Genomic DNA, 14,925 nt, shown 5'->3' on the forward strand with positions numbered 1-14,925 from the left:
GCTCGATTGATTTGCTCAAATTGAAAGGAGAAATTGAGGATGGCTTCAATCGCGAACCCTAAAACGCCGGAACAACGTCCGGAAAAACCGACCAATCATGCTCGGAACGCCGCATTACTTTCGATCATTCCGGGAGCCGGTCAATTCTATAACAATCAAAAAGCGAAAGCGATCGCTTTCTTTATCGTCATCATGTCTTATTTTGCAGTAAACTACGATCTCTTTTTCAAAGGAGCGGGCGCAGGACCTGGCGACCGTGGTGGCCTTTGGGGATTGATCACGCTTGGCGAAGTGGCAGGACCTCGTAACGACCACTCCATCTTCTTGATGGTAGAAGGGATTGTCGCATTAATCTTACTTTTCTTCGGAATCGCGTTCTACATCTGGAACATTCGTGACGCCTACCGAGTCGGTCGCATTCGTGATCAGCACCTAAACGTCCCAACGTTCCAAGTGCAACTCCGCAACTTGCGCGACCATGGATTCCCATACTTGATGTTGATCCCGTCGCTCATCTTGCTCGTCTTCACAGTCGTATTACCACTCATTTTCACATTCTTGATCGCGTTCACGAACTATCGTTACAACAACGCACCACCGGCAAAACTTGTCGAGTGGATCGGGTTTGAGAACTTCACACGAATTTTTGAAATCGACATTTGGCGCGACACATTCGTCGGCGTTCTCGGTTGGACACTCGTCTGGACGGTCGCTTCGACGGTCGGTGTCATCGCGATCGGGATTTTCCTCGCGGTCCTCTTGAACCAAGAAGGCCTTCGCTTCCGCCGCTTGTTCCGCTCGATTTTGATTTTGTCATGGGCCGTTCCAGCGTTCATCACAATCTTGATTTTCCGTTCGATGTTCAACGAATCGTTCGGTGTGTTCAACACGACGATCCTTCCAGCGTTCGGACTTGATCCGATCAACTGGATGACCGATCCGACGGCGACACGCAGCGCGCTCATCTTGATTCAATGGTGGCTCGGCTTCCCGTTCATCATGACGCTCATGACTGGGGTATTGCAATCGATCCCTGGCGACTTATATGAAGCGGCAACGATTGACGGTGCGACCATCTTTGACAAGTTCCGCTTGATTACGTTACCGATGCTCTTGTTCGCAACAGCACCGATTCTCATCACGCAGTTCACGTTCAACTTCAACAACTTCAACATCATCTATCTCTTTAACGGCGGTGGGCCGGCTGTACCGGGACAAACTGCCGGTGGTACCGATATCTTGATTTCATGGATTTACAAATTGTCTCTCGGAGCCAACCCGCAATACGGACTTGCGGCTGCGATCACGCTCATTTTGTCATTCTTCATCATGACACTTGCCGTCATCCAGTTCCGTCGGACAAAATCTTTCAAAGACGAGGATATGATTTGATATGAAAAAACAAAAACGAATCAATTTGGCGTTCTCTTATGTCATCTTGACGCTTGCGTCGATCATCATTCTCTATCCAATGCTTTGGGTGGTAGGGACGTCATTCAACCCGGGTCGTACCATCACGTCAAAAATCATTCCAGAAAATCCGACGTTCATTCACTATAAAAACTTGTTCGATCTAACGATTTCGGATTATAGTTTATGGTATGTGAACACGTTGAAAATCGCTTTCATTACGATGGCGCTCGCTGTCATCTTGGTGACGATCACTGGTTATGTGTTCTCGCGCTATCGTTTCGTCGGACGGAAGAACTCGCTCGTCTTGTTCCTCGTCTTGCAAATGGTGCCGCAATTCGTCGCCATCATCGCCATCTACGTATTGCTCAACATGCTCGGTCTTCTCGACACGCACACAGCGCTCATTCTGCTGTATGCCGGTGGCGCGATTCCGATGAATACGTACTTGGCAAAAGGTTATTTCGATACGATTCCGAAAGAGCTCGATGAAGCCGCTCGGATGGATGGTGCCGGTCACCTTCGTATCTTCTGGCAAATCATTTTGCCGCTCGCGAAGCCAATCGTCGCAACGATCGCCCTCTTCAACTTCTTGGGCCCGTTCAACGACTTCATCTTGGCATCGCTCGTCCTTCGGACACCAGAGAAACAGACGCTCGCGGTTGGTCTTTACAACATGATTTCTCGACAGTTCGACAACAACTTCACGTTGTTCGCGGCAGGCGCCGTCCTTTCGGCCCTCCCAATCGTTCTCTTGTTCTTCATGTTCCAACGCTACTTCGTCTCGGGTCTTACTGCCGGTGGTACGAAAGGATAATACTCACTTAAGGGGGAAGCGATATGAGGCGAGGCGTCGTGCTCGTTCTTCTGTCGCTTCTTTTGTTTCCAACAGTCGTCGGAGCGAAAGAAGCAGCATCGTGGGAACAGGAACGCATGTACTTTATCATGGTCGATCGGTTCGTTGACGGGAATCCGGACAACAATGACCAGGTCGATCAGAATGACCCGAAAGCCTTTCATGGGGGCGATATCCGAGGCGTGATTGAAAAACTTGATTACATCGAGTCGCTCGGATTCACGTCAGTCTGGTTGACACCGGTGTTTGAAAACATGCCGGACGGCTATCACGGATATTGGATTAAAGATTTTTATAACATTGATCCTCAATTCGGGACGAAAGAAGATTTGCAAGAACTCGTCGACGAGGCCCATAAACGGGACATGAAAGTCATCCTCGACTTCGTCGTCAACCACGTCGGTCCGAAACATCCGTGGGTCGAAGAACGACCGGACTGGTTCCATGACGAGTTGCCGATCGTGCTTTGGAACGATCAAGAACAAGTCGAGACGCACTGGCTATTCGATTTGCCGGACTTCAAAACGGAAGACCCGGAAGTGAAAGACTACTTACTCGAGGCGGCCACGTATTGGATTGAAGAGACCGGCATTGACGGCTATCGTCTCGATACGGTACGTCACGTCGACAAACCGTTTTGGGAAGACTTCGTTAAAGCGGTGCGGGCCGTCGACCCCGACTTTTATCTGTTGGCCGAAGTGTTCGATCCGGATCCACAGTACATCGCGGAATATGATGACCTAGGCTTCAACAGCATCACGAACTTCACGTTTTACGACCGCGTCTCGAAGACGATGACGCAAAAGTCGGCGAGTGTAGACGAAATCGACGTGGCCGCCAGCTACGCCGAGACGTTCTTCAACGACCCGAACCAAATGGCGACGTTCCTCGATAACCACGACGTAGAACGATTCATGCACGTCGCGGAACTCGGCGGGGCCGAGTCGGCCGAGCGTCGCCTACGCCTCGGATTGTTCGCCCTTTATGCGTCTCCAGGCATGCCGATCGTCTTCCAAGGGACGGAGAACGCACAAAAGGGCGGAGCCGATCCGGCGAACCGGGCCATGACCGATTTCCCTGGAAATGAAGAGCTCCATGAATACGTCACGATGATGAACCGGATGCGAGAGGAATATCCCGTCTTCGCGACCGGCGAACAACGCATGATCGCCTCGAAAGACGGCATGGCCGTGTTCGAGCGTCGTGACGGCGACGATGTCGCTTTGTACGCTATCAATATGAACGCCGAGGACCGAGAGATTGAATTCGAGGTAAGCGAAGTCGGAGAAGATACACGCCTTCGTGGTCTCTTGTTCTCACAACTTGTCACCGACAAACGTGGCACGTTCACCATCAAGCTCGCAGGAGAAAGCGCGAACGCCTACATCGTCGAGGAATCGGAAGTGAACATGTGGACGATCGGTCTACTTGTCATCGCCATCCCGATTTTCTTGACTGGATTGGTCATGTGGAAGCGTCGCAAGAGCGCGAGCTGACGATACCCTGTGATAGGGAATTATGAATTAACGGAAGCAAGGGGGAGCATCATGCAAATCACGATTAAAGAGGTCGCCAAACACGCCAATGTCGCACCGTCGACCGTGTCTCGCGTCATCGCCAACAGTCCGCGTATCAGTCAGAAAACGAAAGAGCGTGTACGCAGTTCGATGGAAGAACTCGGGTACCATCCGAACATTCACGCGCGAAGTCTCGCCAACCGCTCGACACAGTCGATTGGTCTCGTCATGCCGAGCGCAGCGACGAAAACGCTTCAAAATCCATTCTTCCCTGAAGTATTGCGTGGAATCAGTACGAAAGCCCACCAAAACGGTTACTCGCTTTACATGACGACGGGCGTGACCGAAGAAGAGGTCTTGTCGGGGGTCATCGAGATGGTCCAAGGCCGTCGCGTTGACGGCGTCATCGTCTTGTACTCACGTGAAGACGACAAAGTCGTTCAATATTTACGTCAGACAAAATTCCCGTTCGTCGTCGTCGGGAAGCCGTTTGGAGATGCCTCGTCGATTACGTACGTCGACACGGACAACTATTTGGCCGGGCGTGAAGTGACGAAACACTTATACAACCTCGGCCATCGTTGCATCGCCTTTATCGGGGGATCCGATAAACTCGCCGTCACACAAGATCGTCGCAACGGGTACGCGACAGCGTTGATGGAGGCGGGCATCCCGGTTCGGGAAGACTATATCGCTCGTGCCGAGTTCATGACGAAGGGCGGGGCCAAAGCCGTGCGGGAGTTGCTCCAGTTAGAGGAACCACCGACAGCCGTCGTCGTCAGTGACGATATGATGGCGCTCGGCGTCATCAGCACGCTCAGTGAGATGGGGCTTAAGATACCTGAGGACGTCGCCGTCGTCAGTTTCAACAACGTCTACATCGCCGAACATTCGAATCCGCCGCTCACTTCGGTCGAAATCAACATCTTCGGCCTCGGTTTCGAGGCAACGAACTGTCTGATTGAACAGATTGGAGACAGCGCGCCACCTTACGGGAAACGCGTCATCGTTCCGCATTATTTGGTCGTTCGTCAGTCATGTGGTCAGAAAAAGAAAACTGAAATCGTTGAATGAGGTCAAACCTTCCGTTTCATGCGGGAGGTTTTTTTATGTTCAATCAGGATGCATATAATAGAAGCGGAATCAATCGGTCAAAAGTCATATCGTTACAAATAGATTACAATCGTGAAAGAAATGCATGAAACGGAGTTGCAAGGGAACATCTACATTACCGGCCGAATGGCAGATCATTACGAATCCGCCCAGCCAATAACCAAAAAAATAAAGAATTTGAAAGGGAGATACAATCATGGATAACAAACGTTATGTAGGCACTTACTATCAGGAGTCAGAGCTTGTGTCAAAAATTGATGAGCTTCGCGCCCAAGGGCATCGCGAAGACGATCTGTACGTCGTTGTGAAAGATAAGTCGAACCTTTCGATGGTTCGCGGCGAAACGGATGCAGAAGTAAAAGAAACGAAAGCTTCATGGCTCGATCGTTTCTTCGGAGTAGCAGACGGCGGAGACGAAGTACGTCACACGTTCGATAAACTCGGCTTCTCAGAAGAAGAAACAGCGCGTCATCACCAAGATATCGAGAACGGCGGCATGGTCCTCTTACTCGACAAGAATGACGGCGTGTTTGACGACGGACGTAACGATACGTTCGAAGGCGGCCGCACATCAGCTGGGTACGGATCAGAAGGTAACGAAGCGGGCAATATGACCGCGCGTGACTTCGGAACAGGGACTGGCGTAACCGGTGCCGGCATCGGTGCAACAGGTGCAGGCGTCAACTCGAACCGCTTCAACGATATGGATGAGGACATCCGTAACCGTACAGACTTAACGGACGAACAGAAACTCGAGTTGCACGAAGAGCGTCTCCTTGTGAACAAGGAACGTGTGCAGACTGGTGAAGTTCGCGTCGAGAAAGATGTCGTCGAACGCGAAGAACGCGTCGATGTCGAAGTCGAGCACGATGAAGTGTATGTCGAACGTCGCCGTGTCGAAGGGGACCGTGAAGCGACAGGGCATTCGTTCGATGCGACGACTGACCGCGATGAGATTCGCGTACCGGTCACGGAAGAACGTGTCGATGTGACGAAGAAAGATGTCGTTGCCGAAGAAATCATCGTCGGCAAAGAGAAAGTCAAAGATACGGAAACGGTACGTGAGACGTTGCGTAAAGAAGAAGCGCATATCGAAGGGGAAGACGACGTTCGCCATCGCGATCATGAGCTCGATCGCAAACGTCGCGACGAGCGTGACCGCCTGTAATCGATTGACCAAGTACCTCGACAAGGATGGCTCTCTCTGAGGGACCATCCTTTTTTTTCGCCAAGTAACCATAGGAGGAATCAATGCCATGAAACATGCGATTATCTCTGAAGTATTTGACCAGCCGGAGGCGCTGCTCAATCGAACGGTCGATTTGAAACGAGAAGGATACGCCGAAGAGGACATGTACGTCCTCGTCAAACGAGCCGACGTCGCGGACGCGGTCCGACGCCAGTCGAAGTTATATGTGCTCGTCACCGACGAACCGGGTACGGTCGCCTCACTCGTCACATCGAGCGAGCGACCGATTGAACGCTGGCTTGGTAGCATGCGGCTCACGAAGGAGCAACAGGATCGCTTCGCTCAGGAAGTCGAGCAGGGACGACTCTTCTTGTACGTCGATGCCGACCGTGGCGACCAATCGCTTGAGGCCGGCCGCCCGAAAATGAAATCAGAACCGGAGACGGAAGAACAGACGCTTGCCTTGCACGAGGAGCGCTTGACCGTCGAGAAACAAGCCGTTCAAACGGGCGAGGTCGTCATCAATCGACACGTCGCGGAGACAGTTCAAGAGATTGAAGTCCCGGTCCGCAGGGAACAGGTTCATGTGGAGCGGACACCAGGGTCAGAAGACGTGCTCGAGGACTATGACTTTAATCAGCCCGGCATTCGCACGATTGACGAAGGGGACCATCTCCGGATTCAAGTCATCGAGGAACGGGCGTTCATCGTCAAACGTCCTGTCGTCGTCGAAGAGATTATCGTCCGGAAACAAGTGACCGAAGACGTGAAGACTATGACGGAGACGCTCCGTAAAGAAGAAATTAAAGTGACCGAGGTCGGTCAGACCGACGTCACGATTCATGACCAGACAACCCGAAAGGATGAGACACGATGAGCAAACGTCGATTTGTAGACACATACCAAGACGAGGCGGCCCTCGTCGCCAAAATCGATCAATTGACCGAGGAAGGTTATGAGGAGAGCGACTTATATGTCGTCGCGAGAGACAAAGATGACGTCTCGCTCGTCAAACGGAACACCGACGCAAAAGTGGAAGCAGCGAGCGCGAACTGGATGCAAAAGTTCGCGGGTGTGGCCGAAGGTGAGCAGGAAGTGAAGCGGGCGTTGCTCGACCTCGGTCTCGCTGACGACGACGTCAACCGCGCGTATGGCGATATTTTAAACGGAGGCTACGCCTTGGTTCTCGATGAACCGGACACGGGGTTCAATGATGGAAACAACCCGGCGTTCGAAGGGCACGAAGCGAACGCGGCGTTCGGGCGCGACCAAGACAAGTGACTAGAGCACCTACTGCCTTCTTGAAAAGGTGGTAGGTTTTTTGTTTGCTCCAAAAAGTAAGAAAAAAGTTTATGCAAACGATTGCATTCTCGTGCGAGTCGTGTAAAATGAGAGGTGAGATTGAAATACAGCGCTTTCATAGACAAACGGTTGCATGATTCGATTGTCTAATGACGAGTAGCCTTGTAGAGAAAAAGGAGTGGCAGACAGATGAAACGATTGTTTGCAGTCGACGAATGGAAAGTAACGGAAAAAGGCCTACATCCGGAAGAAAATCGCCTGGCGGAATCAATTACCTCGCTCGGGAATGGGCATATGGGGATGCGTGGCAACTTTGAAGAAGAGTATTCAAACGATACACATCAAGGCTTTTACGTGGCCGGTGTTTATTACCCAGATAAGACACGTGTCGGTTGGTGGAAGAATGGTTATCCAGAATACTTCGCAAAAGTATTGAACGCGACGAACGTCGTTGGGCTTCGTGTCGCCATCAACGGGACGCCGGTCGATTTGGCGAAGTGGGAAGTGAAAGACTTTACGCGTGAACTTGATATGCAGCGCGGTGTCTTGACGCGGACGTTCACACTCGTGAACGGGACGGAAGAGACGAACGTCGAAGTCGTCCGGTTCTTCTCAATCGTCGACAAAGAGATTTTGGCGATCCGTTACAACGTCACTCCGGTCAACTACGAAGCGAAAGTCGAATTCACACCTTTCTTGGACGGCGATGTCGTCAACGAAGACTCAAACTACGATGAGAAGTTCTGGTTGCCGGTCGAACACGGGGTCGAAGAGCGTTTTGGGTTCGTGACAACGAAAACGAAGAAGCTCGACTGGCACGTCACGGCATCGATGATTGCTGACGTTGAGGGGGCACGTTGCGAAGTGCTCGAAGCGACGGACCTTTACGTCGCCAACAAGTTCACGGTCACGGCACCAGCTGGTGAGACGGCGACGGCGTACAAGTACGTCTCGGTCGTCACGAACCGTGATTATGAAGTCGAGGCGTTACAATCGGAAGGGATGCAACGTGTCGAGATGGCGTTCGAAAAAGGCTTCGAAACGCTTCTCGCCGAGCAGACGGAAGCATGGCTCGCTCGTTGGGAAGATGCGGACGTCCGCATCGACGGCGACGCTGAAGCGCAGCAAGGTATCCGCTTCAACATTTTCAACATGTATCAGACGTATACGGGCGAGGACTCGCGCCTCAACATCGGACCGAAAGGGTTCACTGGCGAGAAATACGGCGGCGCCACATACTGGGACACGGAAGCGTATTGCCTCCACTTCTACTTGGCGACGACGAAACCGGAAGTATCGTGGAACTTGCTCAAATATCGTCACAACCAATTGCCGCAAGCAAAAGAGAACTCGGTCAAGAACGTCGGCATGGAAGGCGCCCTCTATCCGATGGTGACGATGAACGGGGAAGAGTGCCACAACGAGTGGGAAATCACGCATGAAGAGATTCACCGGAACGGTGCGATCGCCCACGCCATCTTCAACTATACGAACTTCACGGGCGACAAGTCATACCTAGGTCAATACGGACTTGAAGTATTGGTCGAGATCTCGCGTTACTGGGCGAGCCGCGTCAACTTTGTCCCGCACAAAGACGTGTATATGATTCTAGGCGTCACAGGTCCGAACGAATACGACAACAACGTCAACAACAACTGGTATACGAACTTGATTGCCGCTTGGACGCTCGAGTACACGCAAGAAGTGTACAACTATTTGAAAGAAGCAGAGCCGGCGCGTCTTGAAGAACTGATTGCGACACTCGGTCTTTCAGACGAAGAACTCGCGAAGTGGAACGATATCCAAACGAAGATGTACTACCCGAAAGATGACCTCGTCCCAGACGTGTTCATGCAACAGGACGGCTTCATGGATAAAGAACAAATCTTGGTGAAAGACCTCGATCCGAAACATTTGCCGCTCAACCAAAACTGGTCGTGGGACCGCATCCTCCGCTCGAACTTCATCAAGCAGGCGGACGTGCTCCAAGGACTGTATACGTTCAGCGATCGCTTCACGGTCGAACAGAAGCGGGCCAACTTCGACTTCTATGAGCCGCGTACGGTCCATGAGTCGAGCTTGTCGCCTTGCGTCTACTCGATTATCGCAGCCGAAGTCGGCTATGAAGACAAGGCGGTCGAGTTGTACCAACGTTCGGCACGACTCGATCTCGATAACTATAACAACGATACGGAAGACGGGCTTCACATCACGTCGATGGTCGGCTCATGGATGTCGATCGTTCACGGTTTCGCAGGAATGCGCGCCCTTGAGTCGGAGCTCACATTCAGCCCGATGATTCCTAAGGGCTGGAACGGGTACTCGTTCAACATGCTCTGGCGCGGTCATCACTTGACGGTCACGTCGACGCGTGAACAAGTGACGATCAAACAGACAGGTGGCACGGACGTGTCCATCCGCGTATACGGAAACGTCGTCACGGTCCCGGCAAATGATGCCGTGACAATCGAGACGGTGAAAGCGTGACCAAACGCATCAGCTCAACAAGTCGGCCTCGGCCGGCTTGTTTTTTTATGAAGAGCGTAGACACATCCCATTATTTTTATGGTAGGCAGCACTAGAAAACTATGTTATCTTGATTCTTAGCCATTTTTGAAAGGGGAGACAAAACTTGACGGAAGCCGTTAAAGAACACGCTCGCATCGGAATCGTTTCGATTATCGGGGGAGTGTTCGTTGCATTATCCATGACATTATTTTTAATCCCGGCGGGGGTATACTCGACCGGATTTACGGGGCTCGCCCAAATTTTTACGCAACTGTTTGCGGGGACACCGTTTGAGCTCGGGGAAGGGATTTGGTTCTTCGTCTTGAACGTACCGCTGTTGATCGTCAGTTATTTCATGCTCGGCAAGAACATGATGATTCATACATTGATCAGCGTCGCGGCAGTCACCGTGTTCATTCGCGTGCTTCCGCAGTCGTCAATCATTTCGGACGACCCGCTTTTGAACGCTGTGTTCGGTGGGGTTTTGCTCGCCATCGGTTCGGGGATTACGATTCGTTTCGGTGCCTCGACCGGCGGATTCGATATCGTCGCCCTGATCTTAGCGAAGTTCACGAACAACTCGGTCGGCGTCTATCTGTTCCTCATGAACATGATGATCGCGCTTTGGGCCGGTGCGTTGTTCGGTTGGCAGACCGCGCTTTATACGATCGTCTTCTTATATGTGACGTCGAAAGTCATCGATGAGATTTATACGAATACGCAGCGCCAGACGCTCTTCATCGTCACGAGTCATCCGGACGAAGTGACGAAGGAGTTGCACCAGCACGTCTTCCGCGGCATCACGCTCATGCCGGCGATCGGCACATACTCGAAAGTCGAGAAAGCGACGCTCATGATGGTCGCTCAACGACACGAAGTGCGTGAAATCACACGCATCTGTAAAGACGCCGATCCAAGCGTCTTCATCAATATGGTCCCGACTGAAGATGTCGAAGGTGCGTTCCGACGCTAAAATAAACCCCCGCTGAACGCTCAGCGGGGGTTATTGTATAGGTAGAGATCAAACGAGTGTGAGGGGGACGTGTGATGACTGGAGTCAGTATTGCGACGAAATGGGAGTATGAAGCGACATTGGAGTATTATGACGTTAGCGTGGATGAACGGTTCAGTTACCCGTATGGCGAGTATTTCAAGAGGACGCTTGATGATGTCGAACTCGTTTTCTACAGCACCGGTGTGCGGAAAGCGAACGGGGTCGGTGCCAATCAATATATGATGTCTCGTTTCAATTTAATGAAAGTGATTGTGGCTGGCACGTGCGCCGGAATCGACGATACGTTCAACCAGTTGGATATCCTCATCCCTCATCGCGCTGTTCAATACGATTGCACGGTCAAAGAAGTAGAGCCGCTGATCAAGCAATCGTTCATCGTCGACATTGAACTAGCGAACTACGGGGACGATTTTTTGACGGGTACCATTGCGACGGCCGATCGGGCGGTCGTGATGTGGAACGACTACCGGGAACTGAAAGGACACGACATCACCATCGCGGATACGGAAGCAGGCGCCATCGCGTATATCTGCAAGAAAAATGGCGTCGAGTGTATCATTGTCAAAGGAATCTCTGACTTCCCGACGGATGAACGCGACGCGAATCCAGTCGACTCGAACGTAGAACAAATCAATGTGTACATCGCAAACACCCCGAAAGTGATGACCAAGATTTTTGACGACTATTTGTGGCGCTTTATTTGACCAAGGTCAGAATTGAACGCAAAAAACACCGACTGCATGAACAGCCGGTGTGTGGATTATGCTTTGATGCCGAGTTTTTCTTCAAGGTAGATGGCGATGCCGTCTTCCATGTTCGACGCGGTCACTTCATCCGCGATGGCTTTCAACTGGCTGATGGCGTTGCCCATCGCGACGCCGGTGCCGACGTAGTCGAGCATCTCGAGGTCGTTTTCCTCGTCGCCGAACGCGATGATGTTTTTGCGGTTGATACCGAGATGTTTCGATACTTCGCGCAACCCGAGTGCTTTCGACGTGTTCTGGCTCATGACCTCGATCATGTGCTCCGGCATGCGCCATTGGCGGTTCAAGACGGCCTCGGCGTGGACTTTATTCAAACGAGCGCGGACGTTGTCGACGTGCTCTTTCGTCGCGTGGATGAGGAGCGATGTCGGTTCTTCCTGCAAGTGTTTGAGCAAGTTGCCCGAGGTGACGCTGAGCGCGCGCTCGGCGTACGGGCTGTAAAACTCTTGCGGATCTTTATGGAAATAGACGTGGTCGGTCACTTCGACGACGATGTTGTGCGCTTTCGTTTCCGATACTTCCTCGATAATTTCGTGCGCCGTCTTGAGCGGAATCGGCCGGTGCGTCACTGCGTATGACGGATCTTTCGGGTGATGGACGAGCGCGCCGTTGAAGTTGATGAGCGGTGTCGTCAAGCCGAGCTTTTCGTAATATATGATCGAGTGGCGTTGTGGGCGACCGGTCGCGATCATCACTTCATGACCCGCCTCACGGGCTGCTTGAAGCGCACGCACGTTGCGCTCACTGATCGTCTTGTCATCGCGCAACAACGTTCCATCCAAATCGACTGCGATTAAATAACGTGACATAGGGTTTCCTCTTTTCTACGAGTTGCTTATTTCTCAAACCGTACCATATTTCCCGTTTCGACGGAAAGAATATACAATCGAGGTCGCACATTTTACGGTAACAATGCTATACTAAGGACGTATGAATTTTTCATGAATCATCTGTGAGATGGAGGGGACTATCGATGCGTTACTTAGTCACATTGTTCTGGGCGATCTTGCTTTCGAATACAGCAATCTTTATCATTTCTGCTGTCGATGGCGTGACGTTCAACGCGATGCTCGCGACATTCTTTGGCGTCGTCATCACGATCTTTATTGTACTCTTGGACACGCTTAACCAAGATATGGGGATTAGCGACGTCGCACAAGAGAAGTAAGACGTCTACAACCAAGCTGGCTCATATCCGAGTCAGTTCTTTTTATATTATTAGGAGGAATCGAATATGAAAAACAATGCCAAACGGGCGAACTTCATCACGTTCGCCATCATCGGAGTCATCATCGTCATCGGTCTCGGCTTGTTGTTCTTCTTGAACAACGCGAACGAGGAGACGGGCGTCAACGCCGTCACACCTGACGAGCTCGAGACGAAGATTTCAGAAGAAGAGGAAGTCGTCGTCTACTTCTGGCAGACAGGTTGCGAATACTGTGAGCAAGTCAAACCATACGTCGAGCCACTCATCGAAGAGAATGACGCCGTCTCCATCAACTTGGCCGACCACAACGTCTGGACGACTTATGGCATCAACGGGACACCGACGATGATTCGTTTCCAAGATGGAAAAGAAGTCGGACGTGTTGAAGGAGCGGTCTCTGAGCAACAGTATGAAACGTTCTTTAAAAACGAGGAGGGCACACAGTGATCAAAAGCCGCTTATATCAGACTTTGTTTGAATTGAACGCGACCCCGGTCATTGCCAAGCGACTCCGTGCCTTCGCTGAATCGTCAGCGAGCCGGGCTTTCATCCCGTCGTTTGCGAAAACGTATCAAATCAACGTTGATGAAGCGGCGGAACCGATTGAGGCTTATCCGAGCCTGCACGCCTTTTTCACACGTCATTTGAAAGACGGGGTCCGGCCGATTGACGCCAACCCGAACTCGGTCGTCTCACCATGCGACGGCAAACTGTCCATCGTGGCCGATATTACGGACGACAGCCGCTTCGAGGTCAAAGGTCAGTCGTACACGCTCGCCGAGCTGCTCGGCTCGCAACAAGAAGCAAGACGTTACGCCGGCGGTACGGTCTGTGTCCTTTATTTGAGCCCGCGTGACTATCACCGCGTACACGTCCCGCTCGCCGGGCGGGTGCTCAGTCATTATGAACTCGGTGACCGTTCGGCACCGGTGAATGACATCGGGTTGACGAAGACGGTTCGTCCGCTCTCACGCAACTATCGTCGCGTTACGCGCTTCGAGACGGCCGTTGGAGTATACGAGCACATCATGGTCGGGGCGTTGAACGTCAATACGATCGAATGGACGCTTGAAGGCGAACACGCGGGCAAAGGCGACGAGGTCGGTTATTTCTCATTCGGCTCGACCGTCATCCTTTGTTTTGAGAAAGGCCGCGTCACCATCGACCCAGCCAAAATCGGCCCGGTTCGACTCGGAGAAGTCATCGGGACGATGCAAAACGGTTGATTTTTTAAAACTTTTTCAGGCCGACCGAACGATACACTAGTCGTTTGGTCGGTTTTCGTTTACCATAGAAGGGATATCACTACATGTATAGTAGTTGAATCGCTTTAGCTAATTGGAGGAATTTAACCGTGTTTAATCGACTTTATCCGAAACAGTTCGTCGCGTCAGTATTTGACATCGACCTTGAAGAATTGAAAGACCGTGGGGTACGTGTAATTTTGACGGACCTTGATAATACACTCGTGGCCTGGGATGTCCCGCACGCACCAGAGCTTCTTTTGCTATGGCTTGAAAAAGTGAAGTCACACGGCCTCGATGTCATCGTCGTCTCGAATAATAACGAGAACCGCGTACGTACGTTCACGGAACCGCTCGGCCTTCACTATGTGGCACGTGCGAAAAAGCCGTTACCGTCTGGATTCAAACAGGCGCTCGCAAAATATGGCTATTCGACGAAAGAAGCCATTTTCTTAGGCGATCAATTGTTCACGGACGTACTCGGTGCCAACATGGCCGGGATTCATGTCATCCACGTGCAACCGGTCGTCAAGACGGACGGACTCGTCACGAAGTTCAATCGCATGCTTGAAAAAGTCGTGTTCGCCCATATGAAACGTCGCGGAAAGTACGTGTTGATCACGAAAAAAGTTGAGGAGCTCGCCGTCGATGCGAAGCGCGCCAAAGTGGCCGTCGCCGAGAAAATCGGTGAAGCGATGCACTCACGTTCCGAAGATTCACATAAAAAAGATGAATAAGGACCTCGAACGCACAGGAAGAAGGAGGCTGTCCATGTACGGCGCGTAAGGCGTCGGAATTAA

General features: G+C 51.7%; 15 protein-coding genes. 14 read left to right on the top strand and 1 reads right to left on the bottom strand.

Annotated elements, in window-relative coordinates:
• Positions 1-39: 39 nt before the first annotated feature.
• The 10 genes from KNP80_RS11205 to KNP80_RS11250 all read left to right on the top strand — a co-directional run bounded on the left by KNP80_RS11205 (position 40) and on the right by KNP80_RS11250 (position 11,614).
• Positions 40-1,392: a carbohydrate ABC transporter permease gene (locus tag KNP80_RS11205; RefSeq protein WP_052090084.1), complete on the top strand. Its 1,353-nt coding sequence runs from the start codon at positions 40-42 to the stop codon at positions 1,390-1,392.
• 1 nt (position 1,393) lies between these two features.
• Complete coding sequence (locus tag KNP80_RS11210) at positions 1,394-2,227, top strand: sugar ABC transporter permease (RefSeq protein ID WP_214720253.1); 834 nt, start codon at positions 1,394-1,396, stop codon at positions 2,225-2,227.
• Positions 2,228-2,250: 23 nt separating this feature from the next.
• Entirely contained in the window at positions 2,251-3,762 is a 1,512-nt protein-coding gene (locus KNP80_RS11215; RefSeq protein ID WP_214720252.1) for an alpha-amylase family glycosyl hydrolase, read from the top strand.
• 51 nt (positions 3,763-3,813) lie between these two features.
• On the top strand, positions 3,814-4,857 hold the full coding sequence (locus KNP80_RS11220; RefSeq protein ID WP_214720251.1) for a LacI family DNA-binding transcriptional regulator: 1,044 nt from the start codon (positions 3,814-3,816) through the stop codon (positions 4,855-4,857).
• A 235-nt stretch (positions 4,858-5,092) separates the two neighbouring features.
• Complete coding sequence (locus KNP80_RS11225) at positions 5,093-6,064, top strand: YsnF/AvaK domain-containing protein (RefSeq protein WP_251128896.1); 972 nt, start codon at positions 5,093-5,095, stop codon at positions 6,062-6,064.
• A gap of 88 nt (positions 6,065-6,152) precedes the next feature.
• A complete protein-coding gene (locus KNP80_RS11230; RefSeq protein WP_214720249.1) occupies positions 6,153-6,962 on the top strand; it encodes a YsnF/AvaK domain-containing protein in 810 nt (269 codons plus the stop codon).
• On the top strand, positions 6,959-7,366 hold the full coding sequence (locus KNP80_RS11235) for a general stress protein (protein WP_214720248.1): 408 nt from the start codon (positions 6,959-6,961) through the stop codon (positions 7,364-7,366). Before KNP80_RS11230 ends, KNP80_RS11235 begins: the two co-directional genes overlap by 4 nt.
• A 210-nt stretch (positions 7,367-7,576) precedes the next feature.
• Positions 7,577-9,874 (top strand): glycoside hydrolase family 65 protein, encoded by a 2,298-nt coding sequence (locus tag KNP80_RS11240; protein ID WP_214834759.1) that lies wholly within the window; start codon positions 7,577-7,579, stop codon positions 9,872-9,874.
• Positions 9,875-10,019: 145 nt separating this feature from the next.
• Positions 10,020-10,868: a YitT family protein gene (locus tag KNP80_RS11245; protein WP_021066659.1), complete on the top strand. Its 849-nt coding sequence runs from the start codon at positions 10,020-10,022 to the stop codon at positions 10,866-10,868.
• 74 nt (positions 10,869-10,942) lie between these two features.
• Positions 10,943-11,614 carry a 5'-methylthioadenosine/S-adenosylhomocysteine nucleosidase family protein gene (locus KNP80_RS11250; protein WP_214720246.1) on the top strand — a complete coding sequence of 224 codons (672 nt, stop codon included), beginning with the start codon at positions 10,943-10,945 and terminating at the stop codon, positions 11,612-11,614.
• 56 nt (positions 11,615-11,670) lie between these two features.
• Here KNP80_RS11250 and KNP80_RS11255 read toward each other — a convergent pair whose 3' ends face one another.
• The gene (locus KNP80_RS11255) at positions 11,671-12,483 is read right to left on the bottom strand and encodes a Cof-type HAD-IIB family hydrolase (RefSeq protein ID WP_214834760.1); all 813 of its coding nucleotides are present in this window, start codon (positions 12,481-12,483) and stop codon (positions 11,671-11,673) included.
• Between the two features lie 164 nt (positions 12,484-12,647).
• Here KNP80_RS11255 and KNP80_RS11260 point away from each other — a divergent pair, with 164 nt between their 5' ends.
• The 4 genes from KNP80_RS11260 to KNP80_RS11275 all read left to right on the top strand — a co-directional run bounded on the left by KNP80_RS11260 (position 12,648) and on the right by KNP80_RS11275 (position 14,862).
• The gene (locus tag KNP80_RS11260; protein WP_021066656.1) at positions 12,648-12,842 is read left to right on the top strand and encodes a YjzD family protein; all 195 of its coding nucleotides are present in this window, start codon (positions 12,648-12,650) and stop codon (positions 12,840-12,842) included.
• Between the two features lie 66 nt (positions 12,843-12,908).
• The gene (locus KNP80_RS11265) at positions 12,909-13,328 is read left to right on the top strand and encodes a thioredoxin family protein (RefSeq protein WP_021066655.1); all 420 of its coding nucleotides are present in this window, start codon (positions 12,909-12,911) and stop codon (positions 13,326-13,328) included.
• Positions 13,325-14,107, top strand: coding sequence for a phosphatidylserine decarboxylase (locus KNP80_RS11270; protein WP_214720244.1), 783 nt, complete (start codon positions 13,325-13,327; stop codon positions 14,105-14,107). The genes KNP80_RS11265 and KNP80_RS11270 overlap by 4 nt, the downstream gene beginning before the upstream one ends.
• Positions 14,108-14,235: 128 nt before the next feature.
• Entirely contained in the window at positions 14,236-14,862 is a 627-nt protein-coding gene (locus KNP80_RS11275; protein ID WP_021066653.1) for a YqeG family HAD IIIA-type phosphatase, read from the top strand.
• The last annotated feature ends 63 nt before the right edge of the window (positions 14,863-14,925 follow it).

Source organism: Exiguobacterium sp. E4787 (assembly GCF_018618375.1).
Classification (GTDB): domain Bacteria; phylum Bacillota; class Bacilli; order Exiguobacteriales; family Exiguobacteriaceae; genus Exiguobacterium; species Exiguobacterium chiriqhucha.